The organism is Serratia quinivorans, from assembly GCF_946227985.1.
Taxonomy (GTDB): domain Bacteria; phylum Pseudomonadota; class Gammaproteobacteria; order Enterobacterales; family Enterobacteriaceae; genus Serratia; species Serratia quinivorans_A.
Window position 1 is genome coordinate 1,745,133 of sequence record NZ_CAMKGL010000001.1, and the last position, 20,081, is coordinate 1,765,213.

Consider the following 20,081-nt stretch of genomic DNA (forward strand, 5'->3'; position numbering starts at 1 on the left):
GCGTGGCAGAATCGCAACAAGTGCAGTGAACAGACCAGTTGTGCTGGTTATATCCCCCCTTAAAGGAAGACCGCAACATGAGTTTTATCGCCAAATTACACGCCGACGAAGTGGATATTGATCTCAACCTGGTGACTTCCATGCTCGCCAGCCAGTTTCCGCAGTGGGCGGCTTTGGCGATAACGCCGGTCGCTATTGCCGGCACCGATAACGTGATGCTGCGGCTGGGCGATGAGCTCTATATTCGTCTGCCGCGCACGCCGTCAGCGGCGGCTGCGCTTGAACGGGAAAACCGTTACCCGCCGTTGCTATCCCGTTATCTGCCGGTCCCAGTTCCCGTTCCGCTAGAACAGGGGCGGCCCCAATCAGGCTACCCTTTCAACTGGTGCGTAGGCCGTTGGATCCATGGGACAATGCCGGTTTGCGGCGAAGGCAGCCACGGGCTGGCGCAACAGTTAGGGGAATTTGTCCACGCGTTGCATGCCATCCCTGTTGCCGATCCTGAGTTGCAAAAGAGCCTGACCTCCTATCGCGGCGGCCCGCTTAGCGACAGAGACGCCCTCACGCGCAGCGCGATAGCGCAATGCGGTGACTATCTCGATACGGATATTCTTCTGTACGTGTGGGAAACCGTTAGCCAGAGACAGGAGAACAGCGCTGGCCCATGCTGGATCCACACCGATATCCAACCGGGCAACCTGCTGATCAACGAAGGTAAGTTGGCGGCGGTGATCGACTGGGGCGGTATGGCGATTGGCGATCCGGCGGTAGATTTGATTGTCGCGTGGAATTTATTGAGCCAGGACAACCGCGAGGATTTTAAACGCGCCGTGGATACCGATAAAGCCACCTGGCTGCGTGGCCGCGCTTGGGCATTATCGATTGGCGTGATTGCGTATGCGTATTACGTTGAAAAAGATCCTGCGTTGGCGCGGACTTCGCGCTATCAGATTGAGCAGGTTGCGGCAGAGATGGGGTTAACGCTTTGAGATTATCAGGCCAGGACATACATTCCTGGCCTATCAAACGGCTATCAGGCTTTGTTCTTTTCCAACTGCTCTATCAGCGTATAACGCAGTGAAGAAGCGTCGGCCGGCGGGTTTTCCACCTCCGTCACCTGCACTTTCAGGCGGTAGTTGTAGCCCGGTTCAAAAGTAAAACCTTCAATCCCGGTATAGAACAATCCCCACGGCTCTTGCGCGGAATGACGCACCTGCATGCACTTCATGGGGGCAACGCCCGTACAATTTACCAGCGCGCTGTTCACCAGCAACACTTCCGTATGGTTTCCGTCTTTATTCACCGGTTGACTCACTGTCGCTCCCTCTTGGCTGCAGCCGGCCAGACCGGCCAGGACAACAAATAATAACGCTTTGATTTTCAATGTAATGCACCATTAAGCCTTTAGGTGCGGTGATAGTAACAAAGCTACGGCTGTCGGGGCCAGCGGCGTGTTCCGAAATTTTAATAGCGCGAGTACAGCCGCCATTTGCCAACCACAACTTCTGAGTCTAACTTTATGAAATCAATAATCCTAAAGGGGTTTTCCATGCGTTCACTTCCTTATATTTTCATCGCGAGTTCGATGGCTTTTTTGTCAGGCTGTGCCAGCCAGCCGCAGGTGACCAGTGATTATGATCACAGCGCCAACTTCACCCAGTATCACACCTACGGCTTTGCCACAGAAACTGCTGGGCAATACCAGACGCTGACGGGCAAGTACATTCAATCGGCGATTAAACAACAGTTGGAACAACGTGGTTATAAAGCCAGCGCGACACCAGATCTGTTGGTGTACAGCAGCGCGATGAAACAAGACAAGGTGCAGGTGAATGACGCTCCGGTGCCGGTCGGCCGCAGAGGTTATGCCGGCTGGGGTGGTTATAATCAAACCGTTTGGAGCTATACCGAAGGTACCCTGACGGTCGACCTGGTGGACAGCAAGAAGAAACAGCTGGTCTGGCGTGGAACCGCCAGTAATACGCTGAACTCAGAGGGTACACCGGCCAGCCAGGCCCAGATCCAACAGGCGGTGACCGCGCTGTTTGCCACTTATACCTTTAAAGCTGGCCCGGCAAGCAACTGATTTTTAATTGGTAATTAAGAGTACCCAAGTGTCGGGTGCTCTTAATACCGCCTCGTATCCCGTCAAGGGGTTTTCGCCCTCCCTCAAAAGCCAACGTTTACACCGCCGGGCATAACTATTTTTCTCTCGAAGCAAAGCGGCAGTCTCCCGCAAGACACCTCAGAATGAAAACCAGGCAATTTTCCCAAATCAGCATCCTGTATAGAAACCTTCGCTCCAGTTGATATATTGGGCGGCAACTAAATGGACAAGTAAAAGTTATGGATACGGTTGAGGAATTGGGTGGGACGTATTTCTATGCTGGAAGGTATAGCCTGAGTGCCAGTGAACTATTTTTCATGATCTTCTGCGAAGAAACGGCCACTCAGTTAGGTATTGAGGATATAGCCGCCGTAGTGTTTATCCATGCGGGAAGAAATATTTCACCAACACGAGGGAAATTTAGAACGGCGATACCTGATACTTCCTTGGCTTCCCGACAAGCTAGAAAGGTGTTTGGAAATAGAATGTTTCCACTCGGGTTGAAAATGCCGTCGGTAATCGGAGGCTATCCTCCTTCAACCCTAAGACTGCGCATGGTAAGGAAGATGGGTACATTTGTAGGCCGTGCGGTCCCTGTTCTTGGGTGGGTCATCCTTGCAAAAGACATAACAGAGATTTCATTCAGATCTACGGTTAAGTACAACAGAATAGCGCGAGGTGCCGACAAGTTATGGTAGATAAAATTGAAGCGCGCATTTTTGAACTGGTGGAACCTTATAACGGACGCTCCTGGCTAACGTTTAAGAAGCAGATTCTTACTGGTGATAGTTCGTTGAATCACACCATGGGAATGGATGAGCAGGAAGCCATGGAACTTTTGGATGAAATTTTCACAGAATTTCACCTTGAGCATGATGCCTTGGACTTCACTACCTACTTTCCCGGCAGTAAGACACAATCAAAACCTCTCACTATCAATATGCTGATTGCATCCGCCAAGGCTGGCTGCTGGCTGTATTAGGCCGGCACTCGCCGGCCATCTTCATCAATATGCCTTCCACGCAGAGAACACCAGTGGATCACCAAAAGCGTAACGCCGGTGTTCAACCGTCGAGTTATACGGCATATACACCTGGCGACAAGCGCCAGCATCCGACCCAGTTCTATACACCTTCAGCGCCCCCGCCACTGCCTCAGGATAATTCAGCGCCAACGTGGCATTGCTGGTCACGTTCTGGAAGTATTCACCGGGCTCGGTAATGGCGTTCAAATCCGTATTGGCAGGCAGTGTCTTATCGGCAACAGGCACAGCACCGGTATCTTCCGCCGTGAGAGTGTCTTGGGTGGCCAACACCCCTAACCCCAGATTTTTCTGCGATTCGGCTTGTGCTATTTCGCCTGCTTTGGCGATCTCGGAAAGATTCTTTTTGATGGACAGAAAATCAGATACCACAGGAGCGGCGGTAACTTTTACAACTCTACTGGCACTTTACCCCGAAATATCCCCGGTAACACTGATTGTCGCCGTTCCTTCGCCAGCTGAGATAAGCTGGTCATCCGCAGTCACACACGCTAACCCCGTTACACCCACGCGTGCCCAAAGTGGTGGTTAAGCGTGAGCGGCTGGAGTTAGTGCAATACACCTCCATACGAGAAACTGCAAATGCGATGCCACCGTGGTTTTCTTTGGCGATGGATCTACGAGGGGGAAAGAGTACGTGATGCTGTAAAAGTCCGAATATCAAAATCCGTGGAAATTTCGTGTATTTTCGTGGAGATTGACATTTTTATGTTGTAAATCAACAGCATAAAAAAAGACCGAATACGATTCCTTTAATGGCAAATACAGTATTTTTTCATTTAAAATCAGAGTGATATCTTTGAATTAGATTAAAAATCACCTTGTTTTAACTTCTTTATCTAGCCTTTAACTTCATATAGTTATCAATATTCTCGGATCAGTTCGGGAGAAGTTCGCGTTTGATTTGAGGCAACTTCATCAAAAAATCGATGACCGGTCGCCATTAATTTTTCTACCTCCGCTAAGCAAAGCAGCACACTGATGCCTGATGTTAGCTCCCATTCCAGTTATAGCGATCCACATAACGATAACGAAGCCCTTTTCTATTATCGAAAAGTGTGTCAATCACGACGTTGCGCCGCGTAACCTTGCCATGATACCTGCCAGCCTCAATCCGCTCGTCAAATACCAACCCAGCTTGATATATCACGGTACCCGATCTACTTTCGCTAACATACGCTGGTAGTGTTAAAGAACCCCTTCCCCTATATATCAAATCCTCCTCCGGAAGAAACGCGAACAGGTTGCCATCTATCATCCTCAAATTCCCCCGACTGTTTACTTCACAGAGAAAATTTCTGGCTCGGGGCGATCTGGTGTGTAATCCATTAATCCAATCCTTGGTTATTCCCTGCGGCCCCAAGTCATAGCGCCCAAGCGCAGGGGCAATAGGCTCATCGTTTAAGTAGTTAGTCGCCCGATACTCCAATTCACCACCCATTTTCAGTACCTATTCCGTTTCAGTGAAGTACAGAGCATGACAACGGCGGAACTGGGAAGGGAAGTTGGGTAGTCACAGAAAACGAAACACGCTATGGTCCAGCACGGCAGCCAGTGGCGAACCATGTGATCTGCGTCACGCGCAGAAAAGTACGATGGTTGTTATAGAACATAATTTGATCAATCGCCAATGTATACCCTTACTGACAGGGGCACATTCGTTCTAATATATAATCTCAATTACCGCCGTTCTTTGCTGGTAATGGCGGTCTTTTTTGGTTGACAGTTTGTGTCCGCGACCACGAGCCATTTCAGGTACAATTTCTGCTATTAAGTCACCATAAACCCGTATGTGACAAGGTTTCGACCGCGATCCATTTCTCGACCGGTTACCAGCGAACGCACAGGGCAATGATATCGACGGGATAGCACAGACGCTTGAAGGTATTTCGGGTCAAGGGCATGGTCAGGCAACATCATAAAAAAACAGCATGTTACCTGACGACAGCTTAGTGCGACAGAGCCGAAAAAAGTGTGCAGCAAGGCGACGGCGAAATTACTTAACCGGCAGCGCCATCACTTGTTGGGTGGTCATGATTTCGGCGAAAACGTCAGCTACACCGGCCAGTGCAGAGCGTTGCAACGTAGCGTGATCTACCTTTTTATTATTCCAGGTGTCAAGGTCACGGGTTGCCGTGGCATCTTCAGGGATGATCACGTCAAAGCCCAGTGGCACAGCGTCACGCGCCGTTGAAGAGACGCACATGTGAGTCATCAGACCGGTCACGATGATCTTTTTGATGCTCAGATCTTTCAGCTGTTTTTCCAGATCCGTACCGACGAAGGAGCTCGGTGTCGCCTTGGTGATCACTTTGTCGCCAGCAGCAGGTTGCAGATCTTTATGGAATTCTGAGAACGTCGTGCCTTTGGCGAACAGCGGACTGTCAGCCGGACCTTCATGACGAACGAAAAACACAGGCATCTTATTGTCATTCGCAAATTTCACCAACTCCTGGGCTTTCTTCAGCGCTTTCATGCCATCCGGAATAGGCATTTTTCCGGTAAAGTATTCGTTTTGGAAATCTATAACAATCAGAGCCGTTTCTCCTGTCTGTAATGAGGTTGTTGCCGGGGCACTGCTCATCGTGCGGATAGTCGGTGCTGAGTGAGTTTGTGCATTTGCAGTATTCATAGTCATTGCTGTCGTCGCCATTGAAAGCGCCAGAGCGCTGTAAGCCAGTAGTTTTTTCACTGTAGTATCTCCATGAGATCATGCAGATCCCGTTCCGTTGGGGTGAATCACAAACAGATTTCCGCATGGGTAACCCTGTCTGCGTTGGCGACCATTCTGCGCGTTTCTTATGTATCGCCACAGACAGCTCAGTAACCAAAAGCGGTATTTTTGCGCCAAAATGGTATTTTTGATCTCTTACTCGATAATTATCTGCGAACAACAAGGAGTGTTATGTCCGTCATTAACGTTTGTATTGTGGTTTTTCAAGACATCATCCCGTTTCACCTGTCGGTGCCCTGCGCAGTATTCGAGAAAGCGCTGAATGCGCAGGGCGAAGCGGCCTATAGTCTGAAAATCTGTGCGACTGAAGCTGGGCCGTTGCGCACCAATGCCGGTTTTTCCATCCTCGCCGAGCACGGGCTTGGCGCACTTGAGTCCTGTAATATGGTGATAGTGCCAAGCTGGAGCACACCGCAGCAGGCACCTTCCGCTAAACTTATCTCAGCCCTGCAACGCGCCCATTCGCGGGGCGTGCGGATTGTCGGATTATGTATGGGGGCCTTTGTATTGGCTGCGGCAGGCCTGCTGGATAACCGCCGGGCTACCACTCACTGGCACTGGATGCCGGATTTTGTACGGCTGTATCCGTCCATCTCGGTAGACCGGAATGTGCTGTATGTGGACGACGGCGACATCGTGACTTCTGCTGGTACGGCTGCCAGTATCGACTGTTGCCTGCATCTGGTGCGTCAGCACTGCGGCGCCGATGCCGCGAACGCCGTGGCGCGAATGCTGGTGGTGCCTCCGCACCGGCAGGGGGGGCAGGCGCAATACATTGAGCGACCTGTCTATAACACCGCAAGCGGCGACCGTTTTATGGAAGCGCTCAGTTGGGCCTCCGAAAATCTGCAAATCGAACTCAGCCTAGATGTGATTTGTGAAAAAGCTTGCATGAGCCGCCGAAGTTTTACCCGCCGCTTCCAGCAAACCACCGGCACCACCGTGACGCAGTGGCTGTTGAATCAGCGGCTGGCCGTGGCGCAACGCTTTTTAGAAAAGACCGATCAGCCCGTGGAACTGGTGGCGCAGAAATCTGGTTTCAGTTCGGCGTTGTCGATGCGCAGGCATTTCCAGCAGCAGTTCAAAACATCTCCCTCACTTTATCGGCGTGAGTTTCGGGGCAGCTGCGGTTGATGAACTAACAATTTGTTTTTATTATCTTCCCCGTCAGACAGGCAAATTCAGCATAATTCACTAGATGTAGTAGCCTACATTTGAAATGGTTGTGTCGCATTAACTGCGTGATATCAGCCAACGTTGCGCTACCTGTTTTTCAGACGGTCAACAGATATAACGGGGATGAGCGCCTTTCCAGCCTCCATGTTGCACCGCCCCTTGCCGTATTACATAGACAGCCACAGCAAAACCCACTGAGACAGCCAAAACACACTGACCTTTCCTCAGCCATTGACACTCACTATCTCCCTTTGTGATTTTCCGTTTGCTTGCAAAAGCACGGCGCGGGATAAGTTTATGCCGTAGACGCTCCTTCGCCACCCAATAGTGACCAAGGCCAACAATACTGTCCGTCCCACAGGCGTTCACTATAAGGGCTTTGGTTGCCGCCCAATGGCGGCGTTCGGTGAATTCACAGGGCATATGCTCCGAGTCGCTACCTATTCATATTCAATGATAGTAATCACTCAAATTTTAAGGAAAATTATTATGACTTCATTAAAAAGCAACTCGTTATCGAAAGCGCAGTTAGCTGAATTAAAGAAAAAAGGGAAAGTGGTTCTGGATAATGGTTTTACAGGTTATGTCGTTCAAAAAATAACCGCATTTGAATCTAGAAAAGCGAACGTTAATATGGGTTCAGCTGTTTTGAGCTTTACGTTTACTTATTATAATAATTTAGACTCTATGTGGCCATCAACAACAGATACTTTTGGTTTTCTGACGCATACTGCGGACCCTAATTCTGAAGTAGTTAATGGTGCGATTATAACCATGCTGACTGGGGCTAACGCATGGCTGAGAGAAGATCACGCAAATATTGTAGTAGTTATCATGGATGGAAACGGGATAATTGATGGCATTCAATATATTGTTCACAATTGATTAACATTGTGAATTCAGTCACATTAGCTTAGACAAGTTAGCAAAAGTTGCGCAGCCTGTTTTTCAGGCTGCCAACAGATAAAACGGGGACAAGCGCCTTTCCGGTCTCCATGCGGCCCCACCACATCACCGCATTACATAGACAACCACAGCCACAGCAAAACCAAATGAGACCGCCAAAACACACTGACCTTTCCTCAGTCATTGACACTCACTATCTCCCTTTGTGATTTTCCGTTTGCTTGCATAAGCACGGCGGGGCACTACTGAAAGGATCGGCGGTGCTGCGCCAACAATGGTGACCTTCAGCTTTACCAGCTAACGGGCGTTAGCACTGAACATGGGCTGAAGGTTGCCACCCAAACAATTTAACGGAATTATTATGAAAAAATCATTACTAGCAGCAACGTTATTACTATTATCAGGTGGAGCAATTGCATCCACAGCAAGTTGGGAAGGATTTTATACTGGTGCAAATATTGGCTATGGCTGGGGCCACAGTCAAGACCATAGTAATAGTGATGCTGTCAAGCAAGATATTAAAGGAATCGCCAGTGGTATTCAACTCGGTCACAATTGGCAATTTGAAAACAATATTGTTTTAGGAGTTGAAGGCGGATTATCTTTAAATGATATTAAGAAAGATTGGAAAGATCGAGATAATAATCAATACAGTCCATACTATGGAAAAAACTCAATAAAGCAATCAGGTTCATTTAATGTTAAAATTGGTTATGCTATTGAACAGTTTTTGCCTTATTTCACGGCAGGGGTAACCATTGCTAAAGAAGAGTATTCTCTTGGATGTGATAAGTCATTAGTAAGCGCAACCAATGGTTGTAAAATTTCAGAATACAACACAAACGCATCTAACATAGCTGCTGGGGCTAATGTAGGTGCAGGCATTATGTATAAATTCAATGATAACCTCTCTGGTGGCATTGAATATCTCTATACTAACTTAGGTTCTAACTCGGTTTATTTATCCGACCCTAATTATCCATCAGTAGGCGAGCGCAATTTCAAAACGGACTTTAGCACAACAACAGTAAAATTAAATTATCACTTCTAATCTACTTCAGGTCTCAAGATGCCAATCACAAGCATCGCAGGGATTATAGTCACCTTAGTTGCCGGTGCCATAATGGCAGTATTGGCTATTCGCATATCATCCAGAAAAGCACCGCGTTATAAGCAAAGTAATTACGATTAAGCCCGGCATTGCCGGGTTTTTGCTTTAGGCTGGAAACTCCGGTCACTCTCTCTCGCCACACGAATCAACACGACTCAGTGGCACGCTGTAGCGTTCCAAAACTTCGAATTAAACTTTACACTAACACAGTTACACCCTGAAACCACCTTCCCATTGACGCGCTAAATCCCCCGTCCATACATTCGCCTTGCTCCTCTCATTAGGGAGTAACGGCACAGCATCGGTGCTATCTGGGTGATGCTGCGCCACCTATCAATGGTGGGAGTCAGCAATATTTTCGTAGGATGTGTTAGCGCGCAGTTCTACGTGAGCTGAGTCCCACCACCCAATCAATGGTAATGCTCAGCAACACTATCGCAGGTGTTCCAGTATCACTCACGGGCTGAGCGTTACCACCAAGCAATGGCAGCTCCGGTAGCAGGGAAGCGCAGAGATGGGCTGGGGCTGCCGCCATTTTTCAGGGACGCATCAATGGCTTTTGAACTCATTACATTCCTTTGGTTAATGGCATCATCCATCGCCATACTGTTCATTCTTCTCATGCTGCTCACCCTCAATCTTAACGATCACGATGATGACGAAGAGTAGCCCCTATAAAATCTGACCTACTCCAGCTTATCCGGCCATTCAATCCCCTCTGCACCGGTATCAACGCGACTCAGCAGTACGCTGTAGAGCTCCCAGGCTTCGAGCTGGGCTTTCTCTTCATCCGTAGCCATGTCGTATTTGATGGCGCGTTCCAGTCGTTCGATAACCTCATCGGCTTCATCCTGAAGCTGTTTCAGTTTTTCCGCCGCCGCCGCTACTTCCGCCGCGCGCTGGGCGTCTTTGTCTGTCACCCACTGGGTACCGTCCCATTTGTCATACGGTGTTTGTGGGGCCAGTAGCGTCCAGCCGGTGATAATCAGTCCCAGGTAATCAACCGTCCGGGATTCGCCGGTATCGGTGCTGTAGGCCAGTTGCCCGCGATAGTCATCAACAATCTCCCAGGCGGTGCCGTCTTCGGTGCGGCGAATGGCTTTGTTGTCTTCAGTCGGCAGCGTTGGCTTGTCGGTGTAAGAGCCAGCGGCGATACCTACGCCCAGTTGGCAATACTGCCAGTAGCAGGAGGTAAATTCACGGGTGGCACTGTAGGCGCACTGGTACGTCAGTATCCAGCCAGCCGTTGTCGCCCAGCCTTCAGGACCTAAAACGGCATGTTCAAAATCAAGGGTGTATTTTGGTTGGGTCATTATGCTGCTCTCACGATGTAGTTAATGGCTGCGTTGACGGGGCGGGTTTCGCGCTGCTGCTCGGTTTCCTGTTTAACGCGATAATTTCCGCTGTTGTCCGTCCCTGTGGTTGCCGTATGTCCGGTATCACGCCCGGCGTAGTTTCCCCAGTCGCCGCCGCCAATGGCTGAAGCCGGAGCCTGCCCCGGCTGGATGGACAACAGATCACGGTTAGGGTCATAACCCTTGCCATTGTCTTTGGCGCGCAGGAATACACCACGCAGGTCGGGTACCTGGCCGTTGGGGAATACCCGCGCCAACAAGGGGCAAAAGCTCGGGCTGAACCCGGAACCGTTACACATCAACCAGCCAGCCGGTGGGGTCTCGCCTGGCCATGCGTGGATAATGCCCGGCGGTATATCGATGTCGAGTACGGCAACTGTGCCCGCTTTACTGCTGATAGCACCGGATTGCGGGTTAAAGTCCCAGATACATTCAAAATTGTTATCACCACGTACGTGTATGGTGGGATGAGCAAATTCATTAGTGCCCGGCATCAGGTAACCGTAGGTGACTGCCGTAGGGTAGCCATTATCTTTGCGGGTTGATGTGCCTTTGGCGATGGGAACAAAGATACCGCCAGCATTCACCGGCCACTGCCAGTTAGGCTGGAAGAATGGAGCCTGGGTACTTAGCTGATCAGCATACCCGCCTGCGCCTACTGGCATCGCATTTGGAGTGGTGGCAAAGTTTGGGGCAATGACCTGTCCACTAAATGCACCGCCTTTTGATGAGACATAACCGAACCAACCGCCGAACGTGCCGTTGACGTCAGTCGCAACGAACAACTTATTTCCTGTTCCATGGGCGATGAACAGGTAGTGAATAAACTTGTCATTCCCAGGCGTTGCGCTCAAATCAGCACTGTTGGTTGTTACATAAAGAGTCCCGTACGGGTATGGCGTCCATGTGCTGTTTTCCACACTCCAGACGCCTGGAGATGTGGGTTTATTGGCGCCAGTCAGTACGCGGGAAATGCCCATCCTGGCGGCGAAGTTGTTGCGTACGTCGGCGGCATTAATATCTGCCGCTGTGGGTTTGTGGGCTTCTGAATAGAATTCCTGCCAACCGGTCCATACCGTTCCATTGAATGAACGACGTGCTACACGGTTGGCAGTGCTGGCACTTTGACCATAACCGATTGCCTCCTGAGTGATGCGGTACCCTGCAGTTCCTGTACCGGACTGCCACGTCGAGACATAAATAAACATCGCCCCAATGTCACCATTAAACGGTCCGTTCTTCACATTACTTACTATATAAAGCCCATAGGTCTGAAGGGTATTAAGGTCTACTCCTGTAGCTGCTGGCAGCGAGGGAGCCAGGCCGTAGTTCCCAAAAGGAATCAGACGTCCAGGGGTGGTGTCGCTCTGGCTTGTCTGGACATCAGCATCAGCAGCGGTGCCCAGCTTTACGTCCCCGCTAGCATCTGGCTTGTGAGTGTTGACTGAGCGGACAAGGCCCTCGCTGATTGATGCCAGGTTGGTGTTCACAAGCACCCAGGCATTGAACGTACTATTCCACTCCACCTCGACCAAGCCGGTTGCCAAGATTTCCCCGCCCTTCAACGCCGTATGCACGTTAGAATAAATCGGTGCTGCAGCCAGGCCGTTGGGTGAGAACGTTGAGGTCCCGCTGTTCGCGCTGTTCGCCTTGAACGTCAACTTCAGCCCATCAACCAACCCAGTTACCGGCGGGCAATACTCGGCCATGTACACATTGGCCTGGCCGTGGTCTGGCGCGTAGTTCATGACACCGGACTGAATACCGACAACCAGCCCGTCAGTTGGCAGGAAAGAAGCACTGGCCGCAAGGGCAATGTCAGCAGCAGTAACGCTGGTTTGTCCTGATTTCACTGTCACCACATACGCCGCCACATGCCCGGTATCGACACCCGGCGTGGTCTGGGTGCCCGTCGTTGCGGCCACACCTGCTTTAATGCTAACGCTGCACACCCCTGCACGGACCGTTCCCTGTGCACTGCCCGAGTTGTTTGGGCCGTGCCAGGCCTGCGTCGGATTAGAGGCGTTGTAGTACGGCAACACCGTACTCTCTGTGTCTACATCCTGATAGGCCACCTGCACCAGGTAGTTAACACTGAACCCGGCTGTGTTCGGCGCAGTAAGCGGCAATGTGACGCCGTCCGCCAAAATACCCTGTTTCAGGATGCTGTGGGTGTCCGCATCCAGCGACGAATACGTCGTACCGTCAACATTCTGCAGGCTGTAAATTTCGCCTGCCGCGACGGTGACATGCAGGGATGCCGGTTGTGCCGGACGGCATTCCAGCCCATGCAGGTACGTTGATGTCCCCATAATGGCGCTGGCAAGTTTTGCCACCCCAACCATCGCAAATCGGTTGGTTTGCAACAGGTCATCTTCCAGCGGTATCGCGCCGGGATAAACAATTTTTCTGTCCAAGGTGTATCTCCAAAGCAAACGAAAACGACCAGGTGCAATACCTGGTCGTCGGTGTTAAAAAATGAATCAGGGGGTTGTTACAGAATGCGCACCCAGACGCGGGTGCCGCACATTTTTACGCTGTCGATGGCAGCATAAATATCCGCATCGCTGAGATAACCATCAGCCATGCTTTTTGATGCGTAAGCCCCCCAGCTCGACATGCTATAGCCTGCGGTGCTAATGCCATACCCCGCGATATCCGCGACGCCATCCCCAACACTGCGATAAACGGTCACAAAAGCCTCATACGGCATTGCCAAAGAACCGTAGCTACCCGCCACGCCGTAGCCGATCATGGGTCCACCATAAGCACCGATATCAACCGGGTTTGCCGGTTCAATGATAAGTGGGCTCTTTCCCGTCAGTTCTCTGACAACCAGCACAATAGCTTTACGGGTCGCCTTCTCACGGAACAGATTGACCTTGATCCAGGCGCGGTACGAATCATCAGTCTGTCCCGGACGACGTGGCAAATCATTGCCGAAAAAGTCATAGGCAATCATGTCCAGCCAGCCGTCCGTGGCGGTATTAATACGGGTCTGAAGTTTTGCATACGCGATCAGTGCGAACATTTGCGCGTTGACGTGAGCGAAACCCCGCAACAACGCATCAATCACCCCTGAGTTATCGCCAAACCACGACTGCGGCAGTAATCGCTTGAGTCTCCTGAATTGGTCTTTTTTATCTCCAGTTGCCATTTATGCCACCTGTATCGTGCCAGCCTTGATGGTTTGCTTGCCATCAACGACAATATCCAGTCCTCCGCCATTGAGCAGAATACCGGCCACATTGGTAATGGCAGGAGAAACGTCATAGGCCACCCCAGGCAAACTGGTATATGGCAGACTGGCCCCCAATCCAAGCCCGTTGATGTAATTGGTCACCGCATCCTTAACCTTGCTGGCCAGGTCGGCGCGATCATAGCCCGGCGCTGTCGTGATGCTCATCGCCACATCAGCGGTGGTGACGGTCGGCGCGTAGACCGCAAAAACAACCGTGAATCCCCGCACGGCATCGATGGCGTTATACAGCGACGACAGCAGCGTCTCGGTGGGATGTCCTGACCCATCGTCCACCACCACAAAAAAGAACCCCAGACGCTCGCTGCCGTCGTAGTTCTGATTCTCGAACAGCTGATACGTCACTCCTTCTTTGAAAGACGAGGTCGCGTAGCCGATCGCCCCCTTGGTGGCCTTGGACAGCGAGGCGATATAGTCGATAAAGCGCGCCCTGAGTTCCGGGTCACTTTCTGAATCACTTCCATTGGTGAAGCTCGCCTCGTTGCTGACCGTATCAACACCCGGCATGGCACTGCCCAAGGTATTGATGGCCCCAATCACCGCATTACCGTCTTCACCGGCTACCCGCGCCTGTACCGGCACCTGAATGGATTGGATACCCGGAGCCAGGACATAGCCGTTCAGGTCAGCGCTGTAGTTTACGTCCGTTGCATCCACCTGCACGCTGTACTGCTGCGAACCCTCGCTGTTTTGTACGGTACTGCCCACATAAACGACCGCCTGGCTGGTTGACGTGTAACGAGAGAAGCGCACCCATCCCGTTGCATAAGTGGCTCCGATGCGCGTCACGCCGTAATCCTCCACCCAGGAATCCAGGTCAGGACCGGATGACGTTGCCGCCCGGGTCAACGCCAGCAGGTTCAGTACCAGGCTTTGCAACCACATCGCCACCGCGCTGTAGGCTTCGACCACAGCGCGCAATATACTGCCGATGGTGGTATCCACCAGATTTGAGCTGCCGCCCTGTATCGCCGTCACCTGCTCGGACACCAGCGTGTTAAAGTCTTTTGTTTCCATGCTCATCGACTCACATCAAAAGAAAGGAAAACCGGCTCCAGCGTCTGGGCATCGGTGTAGCGAATAGCCACAGCGATGCCGTTCGTTATGGCCCTGACGGTGATAACCGGCGCGGGGGATTTCGCGACTGCCGCCTCCAGCGCTATTTGCCCGCGGATAAGGGCGGTGATTTCGGGAATGTTCGCCAGCTCACCCACCCGCTTCGGCAGTCCTGCGCCATAATCACCGTGAAAAATGTAATCACCGGCATCCCCGGGCGTGCGCGGGTTGGTCAACAAGCGGCGCAGCACGCGCTGCTGCCCCCGTAGCGTATCAGACACCCCTTGAAGGTCTCCGCCAGAGGACACCCCGATATCCCCACCGATGTAATGGTCCAGATCCAGCAGTTTCATTCTGGCCCCTCCGATTTCACCGTGTCACCGCCTGCTTTAATACCCTTCACCTCATGGTCGTGTATTTCCACCTGAATACCTTTCACGGTTGCCCCCTCTTTCACCGTCAGCGGCCCAATCAGCAACGCCTTGGCATCCGCTCCTTCAGCAACGGTTTGCGATATCGGTCCATTCAGACCTATCTCACCGTTCAGGTCGATGGCTTGCGCTGTCGTCGTTTGCGTACCTTTCACTTCCGTCGTGGCGTTACCTTCCACCGTCAGGTGGTAATCGCCTTTGACGGTCTCGCGCAGATCACCGGCGGTCACCAGTTCCACGCCCCCGTCGTTGTGAAATTTCAGCAGCGAACCCGACCGATGAACCAGCCAAAACTCGCCACTCGGACAGGGGAGCGGCTTATCCTCGTCATTGTAAAAACGCCAGCCGACCGAACCGGCAGCGGCCGCCCCCTCCTGATAATCGATTTCCACCAGGTCGCCGATAGACGGCGGGCAGAACAGGCCCCAGCCGTTACCTACCCAGGGTGATTTCAACGACAGCCACCCCGTCAGAGTGTTGTCCGGTTGCAACATCACCCGGATGGCATAAGCGTCAGGATCATAGCTGGTCACTACCCCCTGTCGCGTGGTGGCCGTCGTCTGCGCCGCCTGCTGAGACGCCGCACGCAGAGTGTTGAGCAGGCTGTTCATCATGAGGTGACCTCCAGGTCGGGGCTGGTGTTTTTGGCAGTGATGTTCATGCGGTATCCCTCATCGACACTCAGTGTTCGGGTGATGGTTTCTGGGTAATACACCTGGTCAAAATCGGTATTTGTCCCCAGTACTGATATCGTCTGGGAAATCGACAGCAGGTTATCCGCTGGCATGCTTGCCGTCAGTTTCATCTCATGGCTGACAATATGCTGATAGAGCTGCTGCGCGCGTTGCTGAGCTGCGTCCTGTGACAGCCCGGGAACGGTATAGCGATAACGCTGCGTCTGTGCTGCGGACTGTCCGGGGCGCGTGGTTTTGCCCTGCTTAGGCCAGAAGGCACTAAAGCCCTTCTTGGCCTTGCTGTTCCAGCTTCTCACCTCAACCGATATCCCTTTGGCAATGGTCAGGTTCCGGCTGAACTGCAAATCAATGATATTTGCCCAGGCATAACCCTGATGTTGGCTTGGTGGCGTCCACTGGATGCGGTAATGATCCGGAGACGGTGCTGCCCGCTGGGTGAAGTACAGCGTATAACCTTTGACGTACAGGTCGAAACCCTCCACGTTCGCCAGGTAGCTAAGCAGGTCCCATTCACTTTGCTGCTGGGTGGTGTCCACGAAATCACTTTTATAGAAACTCCCGGCCATGCGGGTAGTGGGGGTGACCACGGATTTCAGCCCGTGGCGTTCAGCCAGCGTCTGCGCTATCTGGCTGGAGGTCTTGTTGGCGAAATGCTCGCTGGTCTTGGTATCGATAAATAAAGCCGTGTTATCCCGCCCGACCAACTCCAGCGTCCCGGCTGGCAGGTCCAGCGTGATATCGTCCACCCGCCCGAGTATCAGGCTGTCCAGCTCTGCCGGGGTGTAATGTTGCGGGTCCTTGGGGAACCCCGTCAGCACTTCAATGTCCATGAGCCGCTGACCGGCAAACCACTGCGCGTTGCGCTGGGACGGCAACAGGTCCAGCACGAACACCACCCGAAATGTATCGGCACTGCGGTGTGCGTTGTTCTCCACCTCCAGCGACTGCCAGCCGGTGATGATGTCCCCGCCGACTTTCACCACCCCGCGCGGGGACCGCACTGAGCCCAGGGAGGACAGGTCATTGATATCAGCCACGCAGCACCCCGTCCGTTGTTCCCACTTTGGGGATGTTCAAATCCGCGACACCGGAGACTTCCGGGTCGGTTAAGCCGTTGGCCTGGGCAATCGACGCCCACCCCATCGCATCGCCGTAGGTCTGCGCGGCCAGCGTATACAGGTCACCGCCGGCCAGCGTCACCACCTTACCGCTGGTCGCTATCTGCCCCAGGTTGAGCGACAACTGCCCCAACGTCTTGTTCAGCGCCACCAGGGATACCGTCTGCGTCACCGCCGTGCTCTGGTTGGCAAAGTTCTGCACATTGCGCGTCAGCGTATTGTTCGGCAGCACGCCGCCCAGCGTGGTCAGTTGCTGTATCGACAACGTTGCCGACGACAATAAGTTGTTGGCACACATCTGCACGCCGTGTATCTGGTAGAGCACGCCCTTCACCTCGCTGGTCACCGCCGTGGAAAAGTCATTGATGGTGTTGACGGTGTCCACTAGCCCGTTAAAGGCATCCGACAGTTCGGGAATGCCCAGGCTGTCTACCAATGCCTGGCACGCCGACATATCGTCAAACACCAGTTGGTCAAGGCTGGGTGTCGCTATCACTTCAACCGGTGTCGTCAGGTCCTGCACCACCTCCAGCGTTATCTGGTAGGCAATGCGGTACGGCATCAGGAAATCGAACGCCAGGCTTTTTATCACCGCCTGGACGCTGAGTTCGGACCAGGTTACCGTTACAGGCACGCCGGACTTGCGAACCCCGTCCAGGTACAGCGCCCGGCTGAGTCCGTTGTTGCCGACAAAAAAGCTGCTCCAGGTGAGCGGCGTGGGATTGGGGCCCAGGGCGTCGATGTGTTTAACGCCCCCAACAAGTCGGTGAACCACTAGCGCCTGTTCACCGCCAAACGGCAAATGCTCTGGCAGCTCAAAGCGCGCAAAGGTAAATCTCTCCCCCGTCACTGAATGGGTGAGAGTTAAACGGGTAAAAGACATGGTGATTATCTCCCGAGCGCAACGGTGGGCGGTGCCATCGTCGGATCAAAGGTGCTTTGGGTTGAGCGTGCTGAACGTTGGGCTTCTTTCGCCTGGATCTTGGTGACTGTTTTGGCTATCGGCCAGCCATCCAGGTGAGTATGGGTCGTGACGTGAAGAGGTTGGCCTGTATTCGGTCTGATATAGGGGCTCCCCCCCATAGCTGCAGCATACTGCTGGCCGTAGCTATCCTTGTCTTTCGATTTGTTGCTCTGTCGCTCCATTTCGGCTTTGAACTGATCGTGGTAACTCCCTTTCCCAACATCTGCGTTGGGTGCCACGCTGTTTGCCGCCGCGTGTTTTTCACTGGTTTTCTCGGCATTAGGAATACCCGCATCAGTCATCAGACCGCGTAATGCATCGGCCTTATTATCCAGCACATTACCGAGATGATAATCGTCCCCAAAGGTCAATGGCTTGATATTGACACCCGGCAATGCGTTCATCATGGAGATGATGTAATTGAACAGCGATTGAAACCCTGAAACGACAAGCTCGGAAAAATGTTGCATGGCGAGTTTCAACCTGGCCCAGACTTCGCTCATGATTTGTGCGAACTCATTCCCCATCTGATTGACCGTCTTCTTCACATCCTTATTGTGTCGATACAGGTACGCACCAGCCACCACCGCACCCGTGATCGCCCAAACCACCGGACCGCCAAGAATTTCAGCAAGGCCGCCAAGAGAACCCATAATACCGGTGATCATTGCAGGTAACCCAATCAACCCAGCCGCAGAAACAACCGAACCCAGCAGCAATATACCGCCGGATAACAATGTGATCCCCGCCAGCGCAGTAACCGAGTACATCGCAATTTTGGCCGCCCAGGGATGCTTCTCCGTGAAATCACTTATCACATCCATCAGGTGAGCAAATTCCAGCGTCATATTCGTTACCGTCGGCAAGAGCTGCATACCCAGCACAGCCTTTAAATTGGTCCAGCTGGATGTTAACGCGATACCGGCACCATCAGGCGAGTTCAGGTAATTATCGTAAGCCTGATTGAAGTCCATGGCATTTCTGAATACATGTGAATCCTTTTCAAGCTTTGCCCTGTTTTTAATTTGCGCAGCTAAGAAGTCACCTGTTTTTCTATTGAAGTTGGCAGAAATAATCTGCGCCACCTGATCATCACTTAACCCTTGTCCGTATTTATTCCGGATTTTTTCCTCCAGAACAGAAACAAACTTATCCGGGTCATGCATAAACAGCGTGGCGAATGAGGCCTTCAGGCCGCCGCTGAGGATTTTCTCCGCCCCCAGACTTTGCATGTAGATTTTTTTATCTTCGGGACTCAGTCCCTTCATGGCATTTTTTATCGACTGAATTCTTTCCTTGCTTACCCCTTCATCCCCCAGGCCCAGCGTTGCCAGAAACCCTTTCGCCTTCTGGTCCATATGACCGCCGACCAGCGAACTGAACGAGGTCATCAGCATGGTGCCGACACGATCGCCAGATTTGAACATCGTCATCAATGCGGCCAGATTGCCATACAAATAGCGGTCAGACAGGAAGGAATACGCCATACCGCCGGTTTGTGACGCCAGCAGGAAATCTTGCGCCCGTACCCTGTTCTTGGTGGCCAGCGTGACCTGCGATGCCATCGCCAGTTCTTTTTTGAACTCTGCCGGGTTGGTCAGCACATCACCGCCACGGTGCTCCAGCGCCTTCGCCATCGCATTAACCGCGCCGTCTGCGGCGTGTTCACCCAGTGCCATTTTCAGCGTGGTTTCGTATTTGGTGAACTCGGGTGCTGTTGCGATGGCGTGGTTCAGGTCACCAAAGGCGGTGTGCAAGTCCTGGATCAGTCGAATGTTGCCAGCGATCGTGGAGCCGAGTACCTGGTGGGACAACGTGGCAGCCGTGCCGTTAACCTGAGCCATTTGCGCCGCTGAGAGATTCAGGGTTTTGAAGTCAGCCTGTGCCATCATGAGGTCTTTTGCCGACTTCAGTGTCGCGTCAATGCCTTTGGTCAACATCAGACCAACGCCGACCAGCGCCCCCCCGGCCAGGGTCATTTTGCCGATGCTCTCCAGCCGCTTCTGAAACGCCTCAGCATCACGGTTGGCGGTGGCAAACTTGCCAGATATCGCCATCAACCCCTTGGTGATATTTTCGGTTAGCGTGAGCCTGACGGCGACTTTATAGGCTTCGATGTCCATCGCA

General features: G+C 52.4%; 20 protein-coding genes. 7 read left to right on the forward strand and 13 right to left on the reverse strand.

The window, feature by feature from the left end:
• Window positions 1-77 precede the first annotated feature (77 nt).
• Window positions 78-989 (forward strand): aminoglycoside phosphotransferase family protein, encoded by a 912-nt coding sequence (locus OCH02_RS08225; RefSeq protein WP_261430730.1) that lies wholly within the window; start codon window positions 78-80, stop codon window positions 987-989.
• 44 nt (window positions 990-1,033) lie between these two features.
• Here OCH02_RS08225 and OCH02_RS08230 read toward each other — a convergent pair whose 3' ends face one another.
• On the reverse strand, window positions 1,034-1,384 hold the full coding sequence (locus OCH02_RS08230) for a DUF4377 domain-containing protein (RefSeq protein ID WP_261430731.1): 351 nt from the start codon (window positions 1,382-1,384) through the stop codon (window positions 1,034-1,036).
• A gap of 165 nt (window positions 1,385-1,549) precedes the next feature.
• Here OCH02_RS08230 and OCH02_RS08235 point away from each other — a divergent pair, with 165 nt between their 5' ends.
• From OCH02_RS08235 to OCH02_RS08245, 3 genes are all read left to right on the forward strand, one after another.
• Window positions 1,550-2,086, forward strand: coding sequence for a DUF4136 domain-containing protein (locus OCH02_RS08235; RefSeq protein WP_261430732.1), 537 nt, complete (start codon window positions 1,550-1,552; stop codon window positions 2,084-2,086).
• A 260-nt stretch (window positions 2,087-2,346) separates the two neighbouring features.
• Window positions 2,347-2,805, forward strand: a complete 459-nt coding sequence (locus OCH02_RS08240; protein ID WP_261430733.1) for an STM2901 family protein — start codon at window positions 2,347-2,349, stop codon at window positions 2,803-2,805.
• A complete protein-coding gene (locus tag OCH02_RS08245) occupies window positions 2,799-3,089 on the forward strand; it encodes a DUF1493 family protein (protein WP_261430735.1) in 291 nt (96 codons plus the stop codon). Before OCH02_RS08240 ends, OCH02_RS08245 begins: the two co-directional genes overlap by 7 nt.
• Before the next feature lie 24 nt (window positions 3,090-3,113).
• On the opposite strand, the gene OCH02_RS08250 is transcribed toward OCH02_RS08245, so the two are convergent.
• Window positions 3,114-3,521 carry a pyocin knob domain-containing protein gene (locus OCH02_RS08250; protein WP_261430737.1) on the reverse strand — a complete coding sequence of 136 codons (408 nt, stop codon included), beginning with the start codon at window positions 3,519-3,521 and terminating at the stop codon, window positions 3,114-3,116.
• Window positions 3,522-5,145: 1,624 nt separating this feature from the next.
• Window positions 5,146-5,841, reverse strand: a complete 696-nt coding sequence (locus OCH02_RS08255) for a cysteine hydrolase family protein (RefSeq protein ID WP_261430738.1) — start codon at window positions 5,839-5,841, stop codon at window positions 5,146-5,148.
• A 213-nt stretch (window positions 5,842-6,054) separates the two neighbouring features.
• On the opposite strand from OCH02_RS08255, the gene OCH02_RS08260 reads away from it, so the two are divergent.
• The 3 genes from OCH02_RS08260 (at window position 6,055) to OCH02_RS08270 (ending at window position 9,016) form a co-directional block, all read left to right on the forward strand.
• Window positions 6,055-7,017 (forward strand): GlxA family transcriptional regulator, encoded by a 963-nt coding sequence (locus OCH02_RS08260; RefSeq protein ID WP_198642296.1) that lies wholly within the window; start codon window positions 6,055-6,057, stop codon window positions 7,015-7,017.
• Between the two features lie 531 nt (window positions 7,018-7,548).
• Window positions 7,549-7,944 (forward strand): hypothetical protein, encoded by a 396-nt coding sequence (locus OCH02_RS08265; RefSeq protein WP_198642295.1) that lies wholly within the window; start codon window positions 7,549-7,551, stop codon window positions 7,942-7,944.
• A gap of 382 nt (window positions 7,945-8,326) precedes the next feature.
• On the forward strand, window positions 8,327-9,016 hold the full coding sequence (locus tag OCH02_RS08270) for an outer membrane protein (protein WP_198642810.1): 690 nt from the start codon (window positions 8,327-8,329) through the stop codon (window positions 9,014-9,016).
• Between the two features lie 530 nt (window positions 9,017-9,546).
• Here OCH02_RS08270 and OCH02_RS08275 read toward each other — a convergent pair.
• From OCH02_RS08275 to OCH02_RS08320, 10 genes are all read right to left on the reverse strand, one after another.
• Window positions 9,547-9,699, reverse strand: coding sequence for a hypothetical protein (locus OCH02_RS08275; protein ID WP_261430739.1), 153 nt, complete (start codon window positions 9,697-9,699; stop codon window positions 9,547-9,549).
• 63 nt (window positions 9,700-9,762) lie between these two features.
• The gene (locus OCH02_RS08280) at window positions 9,763-10,389 is read right to left on the reverse strand and encodes a tail fiber assembly protein (RefSeq protein WP_261430740.1); all 627 of its coding nucleotides are present in this window, start codon (window positions 10,387-10,389) and stop codon (window positions 9,763-9,765) included.
• Complete coding sequence (locus OCH02_RS08285) at window positions 10,389-12,848, reverse strand: tail fiber protein (RefSeq protein WP_261430741.1); 2,460 nt, start codon at window positions 12,846-12,848, stop codon at window positions 10,389-10,391. The genes OCH02_RS08280 and OCH02_RS08285 overlap by 1 nt, the downstream gene beginning before the upstream one ends.
• 77 nt (window positions 12,849-12,925) lie before the next feature.
• A complete protein-coding gene (locus OCH02_RS08290) occupies window positions 12,926-13,588 on the reverse strand; it encodes a hypothetical protein (RefSeq protein ID WP_261430742.1) in 663 nt (220 codons plus the stop codon).
• On the reverse strand, window positions 13,589-14,713 hold the full coding sequence (locus OCH02_RS08295) for a baseplate J/gp47 family protein (protein WP_261430744.1): 1,125 nt from the start codon (window positions 14,711-14,713) through the stop codon (window positions 13,589-13,591).
• The gene (locus OCH02_RS08300; RefSeq protein ID WP_232811214.1) at window positions 14,710-15,099 is read right to left on the reverse strand and encodes a phage tail protein; all 390 of its coding nucleotides are present in this window, start codon (window positions 15,097-15,099) and stop codon (window positions 14,710-14,712) included. The genes OCH02_RS08295 and OCH02_RS08300 overlap by 4 nt, the downstream gene beginning before the upstream one ends.
• A complete protein-coding gene (locus OCH02_RS08305; protein ID WP_261430745.1) occupies window positions 15,096-15,791 on the reverse strand; it encodes a phage baseplate assembly protein V in 696 nt (231 codons plus the stop codon). The genes OCH02_RS08300 and OCH02_RS08305 overlap by 4 nt, the downstream gene beginning before the upstream one ends.
• Window positions 15,788-16,909, reverse strand: coding sequence for a type IV secretion protein Rhs (locus OCH02_RS08310; protein WP_261430747.1), 1,122 nt, complete (start codon window positions 16,907-16,909; stop codon window positions 15,788-15,790). Before OCH02_RS08310 ends, OCH02_RS08305 begins: the two co-directional genes overlap by 4 nt.
• Entirely contained in the window at window positions 16,902-17,873 is a 972-nt protein-coding gene (locus tag OCH02_RS08315) for a hypothetical protein (RefSeq protein ID WP_261430748.1), read from the reverse strand. The genes OCH02_RS08310 and OCH02_RS08315 overlap by 8 nt, the downstream gene beginning before the upstream one ends.
• Before the next feature lie 5 nt (window positions 17,874-17,878).
• Complete coding sequence (locus OCH02_RS08320) at window positions 17,879-20,077, reverse strand: hypothetical protein (protein ID WP_261430750.1); 2,199 nt, start codon at window positions 20,075-20,077, stop codon at window positions 17,879-17,881.
• Window positions 20,078-20,081 lie beyond the last annotated feature (4 nt).